Origin of the sequence: Aliiglaciecola sp., assembly GCF_039982535.1 — a bacterium.
Lineage (GTDB): Bacteria > Pseudomonadota > Gammaproteobacteria > Enterobacterales > Alteromonadaceae > Aliiglaciecola.
Genome location: NZ_JBDWYG010000069.1, coordinates 74,568 through 94,158, shown reverse-complemented (window position 1 = coordinate 94,158; position 19,591 = coordinate 74,568). Strand labels below are relative to the sequence as shown.

The following is a 19,591-nucleotide window of genomic DNA, read 5'->3' as shown; positions in this document are numbered from 1 at the left end:
TTATGCGCGTTGTGCGCTAGTCTGGTTTTCTTCAGCAGTTTTTGTTTTTAGGCCGCTACTGGACTCTAAAACATAACTTTTAGGCATGAAGCAATCTACCGAAGACTCCTGCATTTCTTTTTTAAACTGCTCTGGGTAATCATCTGTTAATAAACAGCCTGTCACTAGGCTAGGGTAAATTTCATCATAACGTTTTATTTCTGTTTGGCTGGTGCGTCGATAGATATGGCCACGATGGATGGAACCGTAATCTGACAGGCCAGCAGAGGAAACAATATCTAAGGTCGCGTGAACGGTTTCTTGGTGATATCTAGCAACTCTTTGCGCTTTATCTTCAACCACGATCCCCTTGGCTAAATGTTTATTCTGTGTGGCAATACCAGTAGGACATTGATTGGTATTACAAACTAGCGATTGTACACACCCCAATGCCATCATCATTCCTCGTGCGCTGTTACATATATCTGCACCTACTGCGATATTTCTAACCACGTGGAAGCCTGTAAAGGTTTTCCCACTCGCTATGACTTTGATATCTTTTTTGAGATCGAAACCTTGCAAAATATCACAAACATAAACAAGGGCTTCGCGAAGGGGCATTCCCACTGAGTTAGAATATTCTAGAGGCGCCGCACCTGTGCCACCTTCGCCGCCGTCAACTGTAATAAAGTCAGGTTTTATTCCGGTTTTAATCATGGCTTTACACATGGCCACAAATTCACTCTTTTGACCAATACAAAGCTTAAACCCAACGGGTTTTGCACCGGACAAATCCCGTAATTGTTGAATAAAGTCCATCATTTCAAGGGGAGAAGAGAAAGCACTATGTCCAGGAGGTGAGTCGACGCGGGTTCCAGGTTCGACTAATCTTATTCGTGCTATTTCAGCGGTATTTTTATCTGCAGGCAAAATACCACCATGACCAGGTTTAGCGCCTTGTGACAATTTAATTTCAATCATCTTAATTGATTCTTTGTTGGCAACTAGTTTAAACGCTTCGGGATTAAAGTTACCTTGGTCATCTCGGCATCCAAAGTAACCTGTACCTACTTGCCAAACCAGATCGCCACCATTTTCAAGATGATAAGGGCTAACGCTTCCTTCTCCAGTGTTGTGATAAAAGTTACCTATCTTTGCGCCTTTATTTAAAGAGCGAATAGCATTGGCACTTAAAGAGCCGAAACTCATGGCTGAGATGTTAAAGACACTAGCTTGGTATGGTTGTTTACAATCTGGGCCACCCACGGTCACTCTCGGTTCTGGTTGCTTTTCATCGTAATGAATGGCACCCACTGAGTGACTTATCCATTCGTAGCCAACGTTTTGTGTATGTAATTTGGTTCCGTAGGGAAGGGAGTCAAGTTGGCCTTTTGCGCGCTGATATATAACAGAGCGAAACATACGGTTGACTGGCACGCCATTGGTTTCTGATTCGAAGAAATATTGCCGCAAGAATGGTCTGATATCTTCCATTAACCATCGTCCGTGACCAACGATAGGGAAGTTTCGAAGCAATGCGTGTTTGCTTTGAAAAATATCGTAAAAACCAACAATAGTTAAGGGGATAAGAATCACTAATCCCCACATGGAGGCCCACCATAAATTGCTGGCTAGAATTATCAACCCCCAACTTAAAAAACAAAAAACATAAAATGCTAGTCGCATAATTTTCCCCGTTGATCACAAAACCACTACTGATATTGCGTTAGTGCTCCGTGAATTATTTTATAACGATAACCTAAGATTAGATTGCACTTCTTCAATGAGTGTCTTGGGCACATGATGTTCAACAGCCAAATATTGCCACTGTGACACTTGTTCTACGACCTCATCTATTATCCGATCAACTTTTCGCTTGTTGAATATGGGACTGAGTTGAGCGAAGGCGTAAAAATCCTCTCTAGCAAAGTTGTCGCGCTTACCATTTATTGACATCCAATGACTATTTACCCACTTGCTACCTGGCTTATAGCTATAGGCAAGGTCGTAGGCCGGTGCTAACGTCCATTGTTGTTCATGGTTAAACATAAACGCAATATTCTTTGCATGATCGTCATGATTTCGAGCCACAACATTAAAAACCATTCTTCTGAATATTTGCTCTGCTTCTTTAGCCGATAACCTTAGTTCACGAGCAACATCAAATAACTCTGCATAAGAATAGATACCTACTTGTTTAAAACTAACATGGGCAAGTCCATTTAATGTTTGCACATGTACTTTATCATTGCCTATTCGATCAAATCTTTGGGTAATAAAGTGTCGCCGTTTTCCCTCGTTGAGCAAATGGCAAGGCATCATTTCAATTTGGCATGCAGTGGCCATAAGGTAGTATACATACTCCATGGCGCCATAACCCATAGGATCACCAAATGTTTCCTGATCCTTGTTGTGCTCACTTACCCCGTCAAACTTCATTAAATAATGACTAAACCCATCAGGTGCATTAGTTTGCCCAGAGCGCACTTGGGTAAAATCCTGGTTAAACGCCAAAACAGCTTTGGGTCTTGCGCCACCAGCACTCATACCCACTGACATGAGCGCCATCATTGCTTCTTTGTCCTCATAACCTTGTTGGTTTAAAGACACATTAAATTCTGAGCGTTGATTAACTATGTCTTGTGCTATTTCTACAAGATTCTCAACCTCCAGTTGTTGCGAAGCATTGAGGTTCTTATGACGGCTAGCGGGGGCAAACGTTAACGCGCCCATTCCGCGAGTACCGGTATATTTTAGGCGTTGTAGGGGAGTGATGTCCCTGGGAGACTTACCCTGAGATGCAACCCATGCATTAATAACAGCATTACCAAAGTCATCGGGTAGGGAGTCAGCTACTAATCCTGGCAAACCTTTAAAGGCCGCAAAATCAGCTTCAGGGAAGGTATAAATTTGTTTTGACAATGGCATTTTAAGCGGTGATAACTGTATCCCGCTTTTAATAAATGCCGTTGTATATTCGAATGCGCCTAACTGTTTATCTGGATCGTAACTTACAGCGCCAACTTGTTGATCCTGATAATTCACCATGACAACTTCATTTACCATGCTGGGTCACCTTTTTTCAGTTGGGGATTATTGCCTGATGCACGTTGTCTTTTTTGTCCTTGTCGTTTGGCTAATTGAACTGGGGATTCGGTTGGAATAGGGATAAACAGATCCAGTTGTTTACTTAATCCCAATGCGACTAAAATTGCTACCACAGTCTCTAACTGAGCATGACCTTTTTCTGCACGCATAATTACCTTTCTGGAAAGGCCTGTTTTATCCGCAATGTCTTGCTGCGTTAAATCTGCATTTAATCGCGCTTGTTTGAGACGTTCGCCTAAATTTGAAACAATTTCTTTAATTAGCATAATGGCCTTAAAGTCGCCCTTTGGGAACATTATTTGATTTTACCTATATAATGTTCCTAAATTGTAACTTTATCAAGATATATATTAATGTTCTATTATGGTTACATTAGCGGTGTATTTTCTTTTAATGTGCGGTTTTTGGGACTTTGTGCTGTTATAATATTATAATCTACTACTTTCAAAAAACGTTTTAATTTCAGTGGCATCCAAATCAATCTCTTTAGATTCTAACCATTCGATTGCGGCATCAACTGAGTCGAAGAAAGCGTAATCAACGCCTACTGTTTCATAACCTGAAGAGAGTTGCTGCCTAATCGTATTACTGATATCTGAATTAAGGATCACAATGGCAATAGACCTTATGCCATTATTTTTGCGCATTCTTGTTTGCTCTAAGAAAAGCTCATAGGTTGAGGGGGGAAATAAACTCTCTCCGTACAAACAACTTAACTGTCCCCACGGGCGAGATTGATCAACAGATTCTGAAGCATAACTAGTATTTTCAACCCCTTTTTCAAGGGCTTCATCATTCCAAGGGCCTCGACCACTAAAGAGTAAAACCTGTCGGCATTTACCTACAACGTAATTACCATGTTCCCATAATTTCATTGGACTCCGTGTACTCTCTCGAGTTTAACTGTTATTCAACTCATCCGCGTAAATGCTGAATACAAAGTTAAAGATGGTATTTTTATCCTAAAGGGTAGAATAAGGGGCGAAACTAAACAAGTTGATTGGTGATTTGAATCACCTTAATAAAAAAATTAATCCCGTTTGAAAAAGTAAAAAGCTGGGATGGCGGTTACCCCTTTTTCTAGAATATCATTTCCATCAGCTAGGTGAATTTTAGGTGTGGGAGCGTACACGTCGCCATATGATGGACCCGTCACAACCACTTTTTCTGACAATAGCTTTTGTAACTCTTTAGGAAGGCGTCCGGTAAACACTATGGCCTCGGGATCGAGTAAACTTTGAATGGCTTTTAGCGGAAACTTCATGGTTTCCACACAGGCAGTGACCCAAGACATAATACTGGTATCTTGGCGGTCTATTGCAGACTGCACTTTTTCAGGCGTTGCTTCTTCCCCCCATACGGCAGATAAGTGTTTGTATAGTGAACCTAGGGTAGGTCTTAATAACGATTTATCGCTGCTAAACAAGGCGGAGATTTCCCCTGCATTGCCAAACGCACCATCAACCACTTCACCTTCAAAAACAAAGCCACCACCAATGTCTAAGGTGAACAACATTAAATAAAAGCTTTGTAATTTTGCGCCTTTTTGGGTTAACGAAAAACCAATTGAAGCCGCATTACCATCATTTTCAACAAAACACTGGTGCCCGTATTTTTTAGCAAAAGTTTCTTGGAAATTAACCACTGACCAGCCTTGAGGATCTTGTTGTGAGCAGATCCGCCCCTCTACGTCAGTAAAAAAGCCAGAGATAGAAATACCAATTCCCAAAACATTAATGGCAGGGTTCAGTTCAGCAAACAGTTTATCAAGCATGGCTATCGCCGCTTTAATTGCCAACTCAGCAGATAGGAAAGTACCATCTTGGCAAAATCTAACAATGTTCGTGCGGTCAAGATCATCCAATAACACCACAACTCTATCGTGTTCAAATATGACACCAACACTGGCAAAAATCCCTGGTTGCAAGGTCAAATAGGTCGCTGGCTGGCCTCGTTGGCCGGCGATTTTAGAATGTTCAGCCACTATGCCTAAGGATATGAGGTGTTTAGTTAATCGAGTTAAGGTTTGATTTGATAACCCCGTTGATTTAGCAATTTCTGCACGGGTAGCTTTTCCATTTCTGCGAATATTCTCAATCACTTTTTTGTGACTGCTATTTAATTGTTTTTCAATAGACGAAATAGAACTGACTGGTTGTTGGCTGTGCACTTATATCTCCTTGGGGGATGTAAATGACAGATTTCAACGTTGATAATCAAAAACATCCATCAAAGTAGAATACCAATATGGTTACTTAATTACCATATTGATATTTAAGTTTACTGAATATAGCCGTTCAAGGCATTTTTAGGTTTTTTCGTGTAACAGTAAATTACTGAAAAATATAAATATTATGTTTTTTGCTAATTTATTTATCAAATATTAAGTATTGCAGTGGTAATTAATTGTTGACAATTTACCCAAGGTTCCGCTAGTTTAATTACCAGAGTGGTAATTAATAACTATAAATACACTGTCAACATTGAGGAAAATTCATGAGCAGAACACTTGTTACTCCCAAAAGAATTAAATTCAGTAAGATCTCCACTGCAGTAATCTTAGGCATGTTAAGCAGCGCGTCTGCTAACCTCTACGCCCAAGAGTCAAGCGAAGGTGATATTGAAGCCATTACCGTAAAAGGTGTGCGCGGTAGCCTTTTAAAATCCCTAAATCAAAAACGATTCGCCAATAAAGTGGTTGATGTTATTACCGCTGAAGATATTGGTAAGTTTCCTGAAGCTAACTTGTCTGAAGCGATTCAACGTGTACCAGGTGTTACCTTAAACCGAAACCCTACCGGTGAAGGGACTGCAATAAACTTACGTGGTCTTGGTCCTGAATTCACTTCGACGGAAGTTAACGGCATGTTGGCTGGTGGTAGTGATGGAACTCGTGGTTTTTCATTCGAAATCTTTCCTGCTGAATTATTTAACAGTGTAGAAATATCTAAATCAGTAACGGCTGATCAAGTGGAAGGGGGCATTGCAGGAAGTGTTTCTCTTTATACGCCAGACCCGTTAGCGACCAAAGACCAAGTACTCAATGTGTCTGTTTACAATAACTACAGTGATAATACGGGCACAAACAGCCCTAAAGCGTCAGTAGTATTTAATAAAAACTGGGATGATACTTTCGGTATTAATGCCGCTTTGGTCTACTCAGATACAGATATGCAAAATAACGAAGTACGTGGCAGTAGCCATAGTCCTTTATCTTCCGTATGGGCCGGACCTGACGTAGGTGAAGAAGGTGGTCCTACTCAAGAGCAATTGGACGCACTTTATCCTCGAATCGAAAGTTTTGGTTACACTTCTGAGGAACGTGAAACCCTAGGTGCTGTTTTAGGTCTGCAATGGCGTCCTAATGATGACCTTGATATTAAAGCAAGAGCACTTGTTGGTAAAATCGATGGTGATCGAGTAGAAACCATTCTAGATGCGCCCTCTGAGAGTAATATTACTGCGGTTAGTAACACTGTCATTGAAAACGGTGTAGCGACTCAAGCTACCCTAACTGGTGTACAACAACGTGTTGGTGCAAGACAAGAGGCAATTGACGAAGAAGTTAACCAGTTCACTTTAAGTGCAGATTGGCACATCTCTGATAGCTTGAAATTTTCGCCTTATATTGGCCACTTTAGCCGCGAAAAGACTAACAGTAATGACTTGTTTTCCTTTCGTAGAATGGAGGCAGACGGCAATTTCTACCCAGCTGATGTAAGTTACATTATGCGTGACAACTATCTAGAGTGGTCTACCCCAGATACTGATTTTGCTAGCAACCCTGAAGAATTTGTTGTTAACGTATTCATTCGTCGTCCTTTGGAGACAAAAGACTCTAACAATACCTTGAAGTTGGATTTTGAATACGACAACGGCGATATGATGAAAGTTGACTTTGGTATGCGTTTTACTGATAGAGAATTGCAACAACACCAAACTCGATCTGATATTAGAGCGGAAACCTTCTTAGAAGATGGTGTTACTCTTCTAAACCGCCGTACTGATTTACCCACTTTAGCGGATGTATATACTCCACTAGACCGTTTTAATGTAGATGGTGCTGGTTTTGCTCCTTCTACGTTAATTGGTGGTGATCCTGCGCAAATCCTATCAACTTTCTTTAGTGCTGATGGCACGCCCATTGACGGTTTATACGAAGATGTAAACGAACCTTTTGAGCTAATCAACAGCTTTGAATTGCAAGAACAAACTATTGCAGCCTATGCTCAGGCAAATATTGAAGTAAGTGAAAGTGTTACATTAAGCACTGGCTTGCGTTTTGTTAGAACATTGCAAACCATTGATTCACAAGTAACTACAGACTCCTCAGATGTGAATGCGTTTACCCCCGTTAGTTTGAAAAGTGATTATCAAGAGATTTTACCGAACATGAATGTACGTTATGCGCTGAATGACGATATGGTTGTGCGTGCTGCATACTTTAAGAGTTTAACGCGTCCAGCGTTGGGTGAATTGGCTGCATTCGAAAGCTTTAACGGAATTGATGAAGGGGGCGGTCTTGGTTCTCGTGGTAACCCAGATCTGCAACCGTTTACAGCGGATAACTATGACATTGGTTTTGAGTGGTACTTTACCAGTGAAGCAGTGGCAGCGATCAATATATTCTATAAAGATTTAGATGGTTTCATCGATACCTCATCGACTACAGAAATTAGAGAGTTTCCTAGACAAAGCGATGGTGTGATTGTTAGTGGTCCTATTATCTTTACCCAACCAGCAAACGGCGTTGGTGCAACTATTACGGGTATAGAGTTAGCTTATCAATCTAGACTGGGATTCATCAGTGAGTCTTTAGACGATTTTGGTTTGTTGGCAAACTACACAATGATTGATAGTGCTGCTCAATATTCAGATGAAGGTGATGTACGTAACTCCGGTTTACCTGGATTGTCAGAAAGTAGTTACAACTTAGCCTTGTATTATGATGTTCCTAGCTTTAACGCCAGACTGTCATACACATGGCGTGATGAATACTTAGTGGAATTTGCTTCAACTGCGGGTATTCCTCAATGGCAAGAAGAGTATGGACAGCTTGATTTCTCCGCTAGTTACAATGTGACTGAAGCGCTACAAATTCAGGTGCAAGGATTAAATCTGTTAACTGAGCAAGAAGTGAATCGTTCGGTTCAAAATACCCCGTACGATCTTGCCCAAATCGATAGAAGATTTATTGTTGGTGCTAGATACTCGTTTTAAACACGAAAATTAGGTTAAGGAGCATCAAAAGATGCTCCTTGCTTAAACCTATCAACATAGCAATCTACACTATCAACTCTAAGCTAACATTTCTTACCGAGTGAAATATCATGTCTATGTTCGGTTTCTCAATAAGATGCTTTGTCATTGCTTGCCCTTTATTGGTCAATGGCTGTTCATATCCAACGCAAACATTGACGGGCTTGCCTGCATCATTTGTAGGTGCAACTCAAGAAGTCATTGCGCCTGGACTAAGCTACTTCAATGTACAAAGAGGTGAGCTGTCTGGATACTTTGAGTTAAGCAGTTCAGTGTTATCTGCAAGCGATGCTGAAGTTTTGGTTGAGAAATTAAACAACTATTTATCAACACTGGATCACCAATCAACCGCTGACACTTTGGAAGCGAAACAGGTAGATCTGGTTGAACAAGGACCTGATGGCAGTGATTTAGGCAAATTAATCACATTAGGTCAGTTTAATACATTAGCTGATGCGCAAAAAATGCAACAACAACTTGTAGCAAGTGGATTTCAATTGCGTCCCTCACACTCTAGCCAACGAAGTGGTGGTGAGGGTAAACAAGAGATTAGTATTCTTAAGTTGGTGCCAACTGCATATTCTGGCAGTTTAACTTCCAATTTGGCTAAGCAACAAATATCAGGTGTTGAAAAAACATCTTCAATAGCGGCAAGAAAACAAGCACTTGCTGCAGTGAATGGTGGATTTTTTGCATTTAATTCAAGCCAAGGAGTCATTGGTGATGTGGCTGGTTTAGCCGTCGTCGATGGCACATTAGTGAGTGAGGCTGTAGCTGGCAGACCTGCATTAGTGATCAACAATCAACCTGCATTATCCGTTGATATTATAAATAATGTGCATTCTCAGATAAGTTTGTCCGTTGCGGACAAGGTCTTTCATGTGGATGGCATTAATCGTTTACCAGGAAAAATATTTAACTGTGGTTTCAGTCATCCAAACGTGCTGGCAATACACGATTTTGTTTGTCATAAACCCAATGAAATCATTGTTTACAATCATTATTTTGGCAATCTCGCTGGGATTTTGAGTCATAACGAATTTCACTTTTTTGTAGATGAAAATAATTCTGTTTATTTTGATTTACCTAACCAGTCAGCGGTTTTACCCATCGGGCACCGTCTTGTTATTGCTACCGGTGAGTCAGCGACACCATTAAAAAAGACAGTGTCATCTAAAGCCCAAGTGGCTATCGCTGAGCAGATAATAAGTGATTCAGGCGTACTGACTTTAAACAAGGGTACCTACGTGATTAACGGTGGACCGACGTTGTTAATTGATGGCAAACAACCTGTTTCTCAGCGAAGCAGTCAAGGTTGGGGAGTGAGGGCTATCCAAGAAGGCACAGCCGCTATTGATGAGCGAGACGGTATTTCTGAAACCTCGGCGTTAAACCAACGAGTCAACTTTTATCAAAACTGGGTGTTAAAGCGCCACCCTCGCACAGCTGTGGGTGTCACAGATAACGGCGAAGTATATGTGGTGGTGGTTTATGGACGAGACCCATTTAAAAGTATAGGCGCATCCATTACTGAAATGGCAGAGCTTATGTTGGAGTTAGGTGTTGAAAAAGCGATCAATCTTGATGGTGGCGGTTCTAGCGTAATGGTCGTGAATGGCCATATAACAGGCAGACCATCGGATAGTACTGGAGAAAGGGCAGTCGCTGAAGCGTTGCTATTTACGGCGAATAAAAAGGTTTAGAAGTGGTAACGGGATTAAAAAATACATTGAAAAATAACGCAAAACCTGATGGTTCCCTCATTTTGGGAATTGATGGCGGTGGTACAAAATGCAAAGCCGTATTGATGTCGGCAGATAATGTGGTTTTAGGCGAAGGTACTGCAGGACCTGGAAACCCCGTTTACGGTTTAGAACAAGCTAAAGACTCGATTACAAACAGTGCTCTTATGGCTCTAAAGCAAGCGGGGATTGCACCCAGTGAACTGGCAAATATTACCGTTGGAGTAGGTCTTGCCGGTGTAAACCTACCAAATCATTACAAAACGATTATGTCTTGGCAGCATCCTTTCAAACAAATTTTTTTAGCAACGGATTTATTGATTGCAAGTTTGGGGGCTCATAACGGCGGAGACGGAGCGGTCATAGTTACCGGAACGGGTTCCTGTGGATTTTCTTATGTGAATCAAACATCGACCATATTAGGCGGACATGGTTTTCCCCAGGGCGATAAAGGCAGCGGTGCATGGTTTGGCTTAAGGGCCGTTGAACAAGTTTTGCTGTCACTGGATGGTTTAGGTAAAACAACACAACTTGTTGAGGTTATGCAACGTCAACTTAATGTTAAAAATAGCGAAGAGCTCACAGAGAAAGTTGCAGGTAAACCAGCATCATTTTTTGCTCAACTGGCTAATTGTGTATTCATTGCAGCTGACGCTGGGGACGAAATTGCCATATCCATTGCCCATGAAGGCGCGGATTATATTTCAGCTATGGCTGAGAAGTTAATGAGCATTAATCCTCCTAGAATTTCTTTAATAGGTGGTTTGGGAAGATCACTTTTCCCTTGGTTAAGCAATGGATTGAAAAATGCACTATCTGCACCACTATCGACGCCAGAGGTGGGAGCTGTATATTTTGCGCGGCAAAATATACAAGCTTTGGGCGCAGATGAATCTTTATCAACAGTTATATAAATAAGAGTTTTACATGACACAAACAATAATGGAAAAAGAAGCGCGACAAACTCCCGAAGTTATTCGCGGACAGATTCAAGAAAATCAAAAAATCGTCACCAAGATTGCTGATAAGTTGCACGAGTTTAAACCGAAAATGGTGATGATTATTGGTCGCGGCTCATCGGATCATGCAGGCGTTTTTGCCAAATATCTAATTGAAATTGAAGCGCAAATCCCTACATTTGCTGCCGCGCCCTCAGTTTCAAGTGTGTATAACAAACAGTTAGATTTAGACAATGCTTTAGTCATTGTTATTTCTCAGTCTGGTCGTAGCCCCGATATTTTAGCCCAAGCAAAAATGGCAAAAAAAGGCGGTGCTTATTGCATTGCTTTGGTGAATGATGAAAGCTCACCTTTACAAGATATTGTGGATGACGTTTTACCATTAAAAGCAGGCAAAGAAGAGTCTGTTGCGGCAACTAAGAGCTATCTTTCAACACTTTCTGCACTGCTACATTTAGTGGCAACTTGGACAAACAACCAAGGTTTGTTGGAATCCTTAAATCAATTACCTAGCGCACTTGACGCTATTATTGATTCACCTTCACAATTAGCGCCCACAGCGGTTGATAATGTGAATAATCTTGTGGTCTTAGGACGCGGGCTAGGGTTTGCGGTTTCTAAAGAAATAGCCTTAAAACTAAAAGAAGTTTGCAGTATTCATGCTGAGGCGTTTAGTAGTGCTGAATTTTTACATGGCCCTATTACTCTGATAGAGCAAGGACTAGCAATATTAGATTGTTTAGTTGCAGATGAAAGTGAAGCTTCGCATATTGAACAAATAAACGAAGTGAAGCGTCGCGGTGCTCAAGTTATACATCTTCACCAAAATAAACTAGTAGCACATCCGAGAATAGCGCCCTTATTAGTTTTGCAACGTTTTTATATTGATGTAGCTAAGCTTTCAACCCATCGCGGCCTAAACCCCGATGTTCCCTTAGGATTGAATAAAGTAACCAAAACATTATGAAGCAACAAATGAGATTGCATGCTCAACGGTTATTTGATGGACAGGCATATCATTGTGACCAAGTGCTGGTAATTGAAGGCAAGAAGATCATTGCAATCGATGAAGATACTTCGCAGGTTGATAAGGTACTCAGTGGACTGGTTGCTCCAGGGTTTGTAGATTTACAAGTCAACGGAGGTGGCGGAGTGTTATTCAATGCTCTACCAACCGTTGAGTCGTTAAAAACTATCTTTGCAGCCCATGCTCGCTACGGTACAACTGGACTTATGCCCACGGTGATTACTGATGATATCAATACCATGAATATGGCAGCTGACGCAGTAGCGGAAGGGATCCGTCTGGGCGTACCGGGTATCATGGGTATACATTTTGAAGGACCGCACATTTCTACAGTTAAAAAAGGTGCTCATAGTCAGCAGCATATTCGGCCCATAACTGAGCAAGAATGGGCACTGTTTAATCGACAGGATTTAGGTAAAATCATCGTCACGTTAGCACCCGAAGTGGTGCCTGAAGAGCAAATAAAAGCCCTAGTGAACTTAGGTGTAAAAGTCTGTATCGGCCACAGTAATGCTGATGGAGTGACCACAAACAAAGCAATAGAGTGTGGAGCGACTGGATTTACCCACCTGTTTAATGCCATGTCGCCTATTGCAGCTAGAGAGCCTGGTGTAACTGGCGTGGCATTAACATCGGAAACCACGCGTTGCGGATTGATCGTAGATGGCCATCACGTCGATGATGTCAATATTCAATTAGCGCTAAAAGCAAAACCTAAAGGTGGGATCTTTTTGGTCACCGATGCTATGCCTCCGGTTGGCACAGACGCCACTGAATTTGAATTTTTTGACCGCCAAGTCAAGGTCAAAGCTGGACGATTAATATCCACCACGGGTGAGTTAGCTGGTGCTGCTATCGATATGGCATCATCAGTAAGGTATTGTCACTTTAACCTTGGGATCGCTGAAGATGAGTCAATTCGTTTAGCTAGCCAATATCCTAAAGATTATTTGTCAGGTTCACCTATACAAGCAAACCCGAAAGTACAACTTGCGCCAGGTATGCTGGCCAATTTTATTCAACTGGATGAGCAACTTGTTGTGCAGTCAACTTGGGTAAATGGTAATAACGTGTTCTCTCAAGAAACAATGGCTAAAGAGGTCTAAGAAAATGCAAACTATAACAACAAAAAAAACCAGTACTCTTGTTCCAATGATCGTGGTTGGCATCTTGTTTTTTATTTTTGGTTTTGTCACCTGGCTTAATGGTTCATTAATTCCATTTCTGCAATTAGTCTGCGAACTCAACGAGTTTGAAGCCTTATTCGTGACCTTTTCATTTTATATTGCTTACACAGTGATGGCGTTACCCATGTCCATCATTCTCAAAAAAACCGGCTACCGAAACGGTATGGCCTTAGGTCTTGCGATTATGGCAGTGGGCGCGTTGTTGCATATACCCGCAGCGATTACTGCCAACTACGCCTTTTTCTTAATTGCCTTATTTGTGCTGGCTGCTGGATTAACAATTTTACAAACTGCATCGAACCCTTACATTGTCTATTTAGGACCGGTTGAAAGTGCCGCAATGCGAATCAGTATTATGGGGTTGATAAACAAGAGTGCCGGTGTGTTGGTGCCAATTCTATTTACCTCTTTAATCTTATCTGACATGGGAAGTTTTACAGAAGAAGCCCTTAGCGGCCTATCGGAAGCGGCAAAAGATCAGCGTTTAATGGAGTTGTCCCATAACTTAATCGTACCCTATGTGTTAATGGCTATCGCATTAACTGCTCTCATTGGGCTAGTGAAGTTTTCTTCATTACCTGAAATAGCGACAAGTAACAGCGAACCTGAAGAGAGTGGGGCAAAAACCTCCATTTTTCATTTTCCGCACACAGTACTGGGAGCTATTGCGTTGTTTTTCTACGTCGGCGTTGAAGTGATTGCCGCGGATACCATTGGCCTTTATGGTTCTTCTTTAGGGGTTAGCAATTTCGCTGCTTTAACCTCATTTACTATGGTCTTTATGGTATTTGGTTATTTGATTGGTGTTACCTGTATTCCACGCTTTGTCTCGCAAGAACGTGCTTTACTCGGCTCTGGGATTGCAGGCTGTTTGTGTATTTTGGGTATCGTCTTGTCTTCTACACAATCCACCAGTATTGCCGATGTATTGTGGGGATGGACAGGTATTCCGGTTATTCCTAACACTATTACGTTTGTGGCGTTAATGGGGCTGGCTCATGCGTTAGTGTGGCCATCTGTATGGCCTCTAGCATTGAAAGGACTCGGAAATTACTCGGCGCAAGGCTCAGCGCTACTAATTATGGGTATCTCTGGTGGCGCTATATTACCCTTATTATTCGGCAAAATTTCCCATGAAATAGGCGATCTGCAATCTGCTTATTGGATAGGTTTGCCATGTTATTTATATATTTTCTTTTACGCGATTCGTGGACACGCTATCCGCTCATGGAAGTAGCACGTTAAACTTTAACTATCATTAAAAATAGGCTCAGTATGAAATGTAAAATTGGATTGCTCTCATTATCGCTAATACTTTTTGGCTGCAATGATCAGCAACAAACAAATCAAACCATTGTGGTTCCAGAAAAACCAAAAAATATCATTATGGTTGTGGGTGATGGTATGGGCCCCGCTTATATCAGTGCTTATCGATATTTTAACGATGATCCTAACACTGCTGAAATTGAGAAAACGGTTTTTGATCGCACGTTAGTGGGTATGAGCAGCACCTATCCAGCCCCTGTGTCTGGCTATGTGACAGATTCTGCGGCCGGTGCAACAGCCTTATCAGCTGGGGTAAAAACCTATAATGGTGCTATTGCCATGGATGTTAATAAACAGCCAGTGACTACCGTATTAGAGGTATCTAAACGCCTTGGTAAAAAAACTGGTGTAGTGGTAACTAGCCAAGTAAATCACGCCACCCCTGCAAGTTTTATGTCTCATAATGAAGCTCGTGGTAATTACGATGAAATCGCTGATAGTTATGTTGATAATTACCAAATGTATGATGTTGTATTGGGGGGCGGTTGGAAGTTCTTTTTACGTGATGATAGAGACTTAGTCAGCGAGTTTAAAGAGCTGGGTTATCAATATGTTGATGACTATGCAGCCCTAAACAATGTTGCAAAGGATAAACCGCTTTTGGGCTTGTTTGCAGATGTGGGTTTACCTTGGGCCTTGGACGACACTGATGCCAATCGTTTGAAAACCATGACATCCACTGCTTTGGATCAGCTAGAAAGTGACAAAGGTTTTTTTATGCTAATAGAAGCAAGCCAGGTTGATTGGGGCGGACACAGTAATGATATCGCTGCTGCAATGGGAGAAATGCAAGATCTCGCCAGCACGTTAGAAATGCTTGAAGAGTATGTAGCTCAGCATCCTGATACCTTGGTGGTGGTTACTGCTGATCACAGTACTGGTGGCATGACTCTAGGTGCCAATGGAAAGTATGAGTGGAAACCTGAGGTATTGCGCAGCATGACGCATTCCCCAATTTATATTGCTGAACAGTTGTTAAAGGCAGATATTACCGAAGCGCTAACTTCAGATTTGTTTAGTTTTAAGCTAACAGAGTCCGAACTTTCATTGTTAAGCTTCAGTAAAAGTATGGGAGAAAATAATCCACAGTTAAGCAACGAGGGGAACCCTTACGCAGATGCATCAGCGGATGCGGTTAAACAAGCACTTTACGTTAATATTAAACATATTATTGATGCAAGAACCCTTACTGGTTGGACTACCGGGGCGCATACCGCCGTGGATGTACCAGTATTTGCTTTTGGCAGTCACAGTGAGTCCTTTGTGGGCCTAAGCAATAATACTGATATCGCGAATACGGTGTTTTCGTTACTCGAACAGAAATAAACTAGATCAAGGGTACCTTTTGGTACCCTTTTTTATTGAAAGAGCAGGGCGTAAGAATAAACGCCCTTATTTATTGATGTGCTTTGGGCTTATTGCCCTTTGAAATTACTCCGGCTCACCCTCATCTAAATTCAGAGCCAATACCTCACAATTGAGTTCTGCCAAAATGGATTCAGCAGTATTTCCCAAAAATGCTGCGGAAATGCCTTTACGAGCCACGGTGCCTAAAATCACTAGCCCTGCGTCGATTTGTTTAACTACATTTGGGATTACTTTTTCTGGCATGCCTGCTACAACATGCTTTTTGGCCATGGGAATTTCATGGGCTTTTTCCATGCTATCGAGTTTATCACTGTGAAATTGAGCACTATTGGCACTGAGTTTTTCAAAATTAATGGTAGGGAAATCAATGGCGGCACTCATGTTATGCACTAAATATGCGCTCACGGTGTGTATTTCGCTTTCTCCTAACTGTGCAAAAAGTCGGGCCGCTTCCAAAATGTCTTGATTCAACGCAACGTGTTTATCGTCTTTGGCTAACACATCAACCGCAGCCAATATAGGCGAGTTTGTCCAACTGGCGTGTTTTACCAATAACAATGGTGCTTTGCAGTAACGCAGCAAGTGCCGGTCGATTGGCATAGCAAAGGGATTTATACTCATGGAGTCTGCGGTTATGCGTTTGATCACCAGATCCGGTTGGATCTTGCTTACGGCATCTTCGATACCTTCGTGTACCTCTCGACACCATTCAACATGGGTAGTGCAACGGATGTTCTTTTTCTCAAGATCTTCAGCAATGGTATTGAGATAGAGATAACGATCTGCAAGATATTCTTTTTTCATTTCTTTACGGTGATCGCTTGAAAGCACATCGGTTAGATCTAAAATAGGCTCGTAAATTACATTCAGAAGATGAATATGTACTTCATTCAATTCGGCAAATTTTAAAGCCCGAAGTAAGGCTTCATGCTGCTTACGCTTGCCACTGATGACAACTAGAATTTTTTGCGGTGTTTGCATAGTAATCTCCATTAATGAATCAAGCCGATACACTTTGACCATACACCGATTATTCAATCACTACTTGATGTCGATCAATATTGGTGAATAAACAGTTTAGTCGAATATGTTTAGGCAAACCTAATGATTCCCTTATACCTACTATAATTTTCATTTTTCAAAGGCAGTAAGGGCTTCAAACCCATTCACTAAATCAGCAAGCTCTTCATCAATGGCACTTTGTCTGAGTTTATTGAATGACTTTTGCATTTGCTCTTGTAACTCTTCTATATTTTTTTCAGCTCGCTGCATTGCTATAAGTCGACTTGCATTTTCACTTGCTAGTGACTCTATGCAACCTTTAAAAATGGATGTGAAAATATATTCTTTTATGAGTGTGCTAAAGGTCGTCGCATTATTAACCAGCAACTCTGGAATACATTGATTAGGCCAAGTTAGTGATACAAATTCGTGTTTCCACTTTTGGTCAAAAGGTAATATCCGCTTAAAGCAAGGGCCATAGTTAGGTTTGTCTAAGGTACGATTGAAAAAAAGATAAACTTCTTTTAACTGATTTTTTGTTTGTTGTTGCTCGATTTCTATCAAAACCTCAGAAACAAAAGAGGTAATGCTTTCTATTGAATTCGGCAATGGAAACTGTCTTCCTAATGGAACTTTTTGTCCTTCGAGTAACGACTGTATTCGCTCACCAGCTGTCCATATCAGTTGCGCGGCGCCGAACTGTTGACGCTTAACATTTAAAAAATCGACTAAAATATCATTAAATTGTCCCACCAATCCCTGATCAGAGCCGATAACAATAATTCCAATTTTGGTTTTATGATCTGTTGGGGAGGATATTTTTTCTGTAGCGGGATAGTCACTTTTATCAGTATTGATAAAATAAGCAGTTAATCCTAATTGTACGGTTCGGTAATAATCTTCGAGTGAAAGTACTGCATTTTCATATTGATTTATATTTGCCGCAGCCATGGCTTTCATGGTTCTAACAACTGATTTCAAATCAGTTGCACTGACAATTTTACGTTGTAAATCGCTATTCGATTCACTCATATTATGATTCGCCGCTTTCCGTATTAGCGTGAGAAGGGCTATCAGAACCGCTTTGCAAAGGTGCCAAAACCTGTTTAAACATAGTCAGAATATCCTTGAGCTCTTGTTCTGTTAAGGTATTCGCTAGGGCTAATTTGTGTTGAATATCCTCATGAAGGTTATCAATTCCATCGACTACGGCATCTTGCGCCTGTTGAATATACTGAAGTGAAATCCCATCAAAGAAATGGTGTGTCAGGGCTAACAATACAATAATTTGTGCAGATACTGACAACGGAGACGACTCTGGTTGGTTTAAGCAGGCTCTAATACGCTTACCATGTTCGATTGTTGCTAAACTGCTGTCATCTAAACGAGCGCCAAAACGCGCAAATGATTCCAGTTCTTCGAATTGTGCATATTCCAATTTTAATGTGCCCGAAACGGCTTTAAATCCATCTCTTTGCGCTTTTCCGCCTACTCTGGATACGGACTTTCCCACATCAACCGCTGGCAATACCCCCAAATCAAATAATTTGGGAGACAAGTAAATTTGCCCATCGGTAATGGAAATTAGGTTGGTCGGAATGTAAGCCGACATATTTTGTTCTTCGGTTTCAATGATAGGTAAGGCCGTCAGGGAGCCGCCTCCATGTTCTTCATTTAAGTGAGTTGAACGCTCCAATAACCGCGAGTGCAAATAAAATATATCTCCTGGAAATGCTTCTCTTCCAGGCGGACGACGAAGTAATAAAGATAACTCTCGATATGAACGGGCATGACGAGTTAAATCATCGTAAACGATAAGTACGTCTTTTCCTGCGTGCATAAAGTACTCGCCAATACTGGTTGCAGCATAGGGCGCGATATAATCCAATCCTGGCGGATCATTGCCTTCGGTTACCATAACAACTGTGTATTCAAGGGCATTGTGCTGCTGTAATGTGGCAATGGTTTTCGCAATTGAAGATGATTTTTGGGCGATAGCACAATAAATACATAGGACGTTTTTGTCGCGCTGATTAAGAATGGTATCAATGGCGATTGAGGTTTTCCCAGTTTGTCGGTCGCCCATAATTAATTCCCGTTGCCCGCGTCCAACGGGGAGTAGGGCATCTAACACCTTAATACCTGTTTGCAATGGTTCGGTCACTGGTAAACGTGACATAATTTCTGGAGCAGGGCGCTCAATGGGTAAGCGTGGCGTTTGTGAAAGGTGACCTTTGTTATCTTTGGGGTGGCCCAAAGGATTGATAACGCGGCCCAATAGGTGTTCACCCACAACGATGTCCATTACTCGTCCAGTTCGCTTTACTTGGTCTCCTACACTTAGCTGACAATAGTCACCTAACAACACTACGCCAACTTCATTTTCATCCAGATTAAAGGCAATTCCGTAAATGTTATTTGGGAAAAGCACCAGTTCTTCAAAACCTACACCTGGTAAGCCCTTTACTGTGGCAATACCCGGAGACACACTGTTAACAATACCAACTTCTTCAAGCAAACAGTTGCTCGTCACATCATTATTTGATTGGTTTAGCTGCTCAAACAGTGAATCATAATTTTGCTGTAAACTTGCCTCAGGATCCTGTTTCATTCTATCTCTGCACTTTTTTTGGT

General features: G+C 41.4%; 15 protein-coding genes. 7 read left to right on the top strand and 8 right to left on the bottom strand.

From position 1 onward, the window contains the following. The 5 genes from ABJV04_RS19000 to ABJV04_RS18980 form a co-directional block, all read right to left on the bottom strand. Positions 1-1,665, bottom strand: coding sequence for an FMN-binding glutamate synthase family protein (locus ABJV04_RS19000; RefSeq protein ID WP_348493181.1), 1,665 nt, complete (start codon positions 1,663-1,665; stop codon positions 1-3). Between the two features lie 60 nt (positions 1,666-1,725). After that, entirely contained in the window at positions 1,726-3,045 is a 1,320-nt protein-coding gene (locus ABJV04_RS18995) for a type II toxin-antitoxin system HipA family toxin (protein WP_348493180.1), read from the bottom strand. Continuing rightward, positions 3,039-3,383 (bottom strand): helix-turn-helix transcriptional regulator, encoded by a 345-nt coding sequence (locus ABJV04_RS18990; protein WP_348493179.1) that lies wholly within the window; start codon positions 3,381-3,383, stop codon positions 3,039-3,041. Before ABJV04_RS18990 ends, ABJV04_RS18995 begins: the two co-directional genes overlap by 7 nt. Before the next feature lie 132 nt (positions 3,384-3,515). Continuing rightward, positions 3,516-3,962 (bottom strand): hypothetical protein, encoded by a 447-nt coding sequence (locus ABJV04_RS18985; RefSeq protein ID WP_348493178.1) that lies wholly within the window; start codon positions 3,960-3,962, stop codon positions 3,516-3,518. A 155-nt stretch (positions 3,963-4,117) separates the two neighbouring features. Further along, the gene (locus tag ABJV04_RS18980; protein ID WP_348493177.1) at positions 4,118-5,257 is read right to left on the bottom strand and encodes an ROK family transcriptional regulator; all 1,140 of its coding nucleotides are present in this window, start codon (positions 5,255-5,257) and stop codon (positions 4,118-4,120) included. Positions 5,258-5,583: 326 nt separating this feature from the next. On the opposite strand from ABJV04_RS18980, the gene ABJV04_RS18975 reads away from it, so the two are divergent. The 7 genes from ABJV04_RS18975 (at position 5,584) to ABJV04_RS18945 (ending at position 15,913) form a co-directional block, all read left to right on the top strand. Continuing rightward, positions 5,584-8,307 carry a TonB-dependent receptor gene (locus ABJV04_RS18975; protein WP_348493176.1) on the top strand — a complete coding sequence of 908 codons (2,724 nt, stop codon included), beginning with the start codon at positions 5,584-5,586 and terminating at the stop codon, positions 8,305-8,307. Positions 8,308-8,417: 110 nt separating this feature from the next. Continuing rightward, positions 8,418-10,049, top strand: a complete 1,632-nt coding sequence (locus tag ABJV04_RS18970; protein ID WP_348493175.1) for a phosphodiester glycosidase family protein — start codon at positions 8,418-8,420, stop codon at positions 10,047-10,049. Between the two features lie 26 nt (positions 10,050-10,075). Then, the gene (locus ABJV04_RS18965) at positions 10,076-11,002 is read left to right on the top strand and encodes a BadF/BadG/BcrA/BcrD ATPase family protein (RefSeq protein WP_348493174.1); all 927 of its coding nucleotides are present in this window, start codon (positions 10,076-10,078) and stop codon (positions 11,000-11,002) included. A 13-nt stretch (positions 11,003-11,015) separates the two neighbouring features. Beyond that, positions 11,016-12,014: an SIS domain-containing protein gene (locus tag ABJV04_RS18960; RefSeq protein ID WP_348493173.1), complete on the top strand. Its 999-nt coding sequence runs from the start codon at positions 11,016-11,018 to the stop codon at positions 12,012-12,014. Further along, complete coding sequence (gene nagA, locus ABJV04_RS18955; protein ID WP_348493172.1) at positions 12,011-13,180, top strand: N-acetylglucosamine-6-phosphate deacetylase; 1,170 nt, start codon at positions 12,011-12,013, stop codon at positions 13,178-13,180. The genes ABJV04_RS18960 and nagA overlap by 4 nt, the downstream gene beginning before the upstream one ends. Before the next feature lie 4 nt (positions 13,181-13,184). Further along, positions 13,185-14,498, top strand: coding sequence for a sugar MFS transporter (locus ABJV04_RS18950; RefSeq protein ID WP_348493171.1), 1,314 nt, complete (start codon positions 13,185-13,187; stop codon positions 14,496-14,498). Positions 14,499-14,536: 38 nt separating this feature from the next. Continuing rightward, a complete protein-coding gene (locus ABJV04_RS18945; RefSeq protein ID WP_348493170.1) occupies positions 14,537-15,913 on the top strand; it encodes an alkaline phosphatase in 1,377 nt (458 codons plus the stop codon). A gap of 105 nt (positions 15,914-16,018) precedes the next feature. Here ABJV04_RS18945 and uspE read toward each other — a convergent pair whose 3' ends face one another. From uspE to ABJV04_RS18930, 3 genes are all read right to left on the bottom strand, one after another. Continuing rightward, the gene (uspE, locus tag ABJV04_RS18940; RefSeq protein WP_348493169.1) at positions 16,019-16,936 is read right to left on the bottom strand and encodes a universal stress protein UspE; all 918 of its coding nucleotides are present in this window, start codon (positions 16,934-16,936) and stop codon (positions 16,019-16,021) included. Positions 16,937-17,086: 150 nt separating this feature from the next. Beyond that, positions 17,087-17,989, bottom strand: coding sequence for a F0F1 ATP synthase subunit gamma (locus ABJV04_RS18935; protein ID WP_348493168.1), 903 nt, complete (start codon positions 17,987-17,989; stop codon positions 17,087-17,089). A 1-nt stretch (position 17,990) separates the two neighbouring features. Continuing rightward, positions 17,991-19,568 carry an alternate F1F0 ATPase, F1 subunit alpha gene (locus ABJV04_RS18930; protein WP_348493167.1) on the bottom strand — a complete coding sequence of 526 codons (1,578 nt, stop codon included), beginning with the start codon at positions 19,566-19,568 and terminating at the stop codon, positions 17,991-17,993. Positions 19,569-19,591 lie beyond the last annotated feature (23 nt).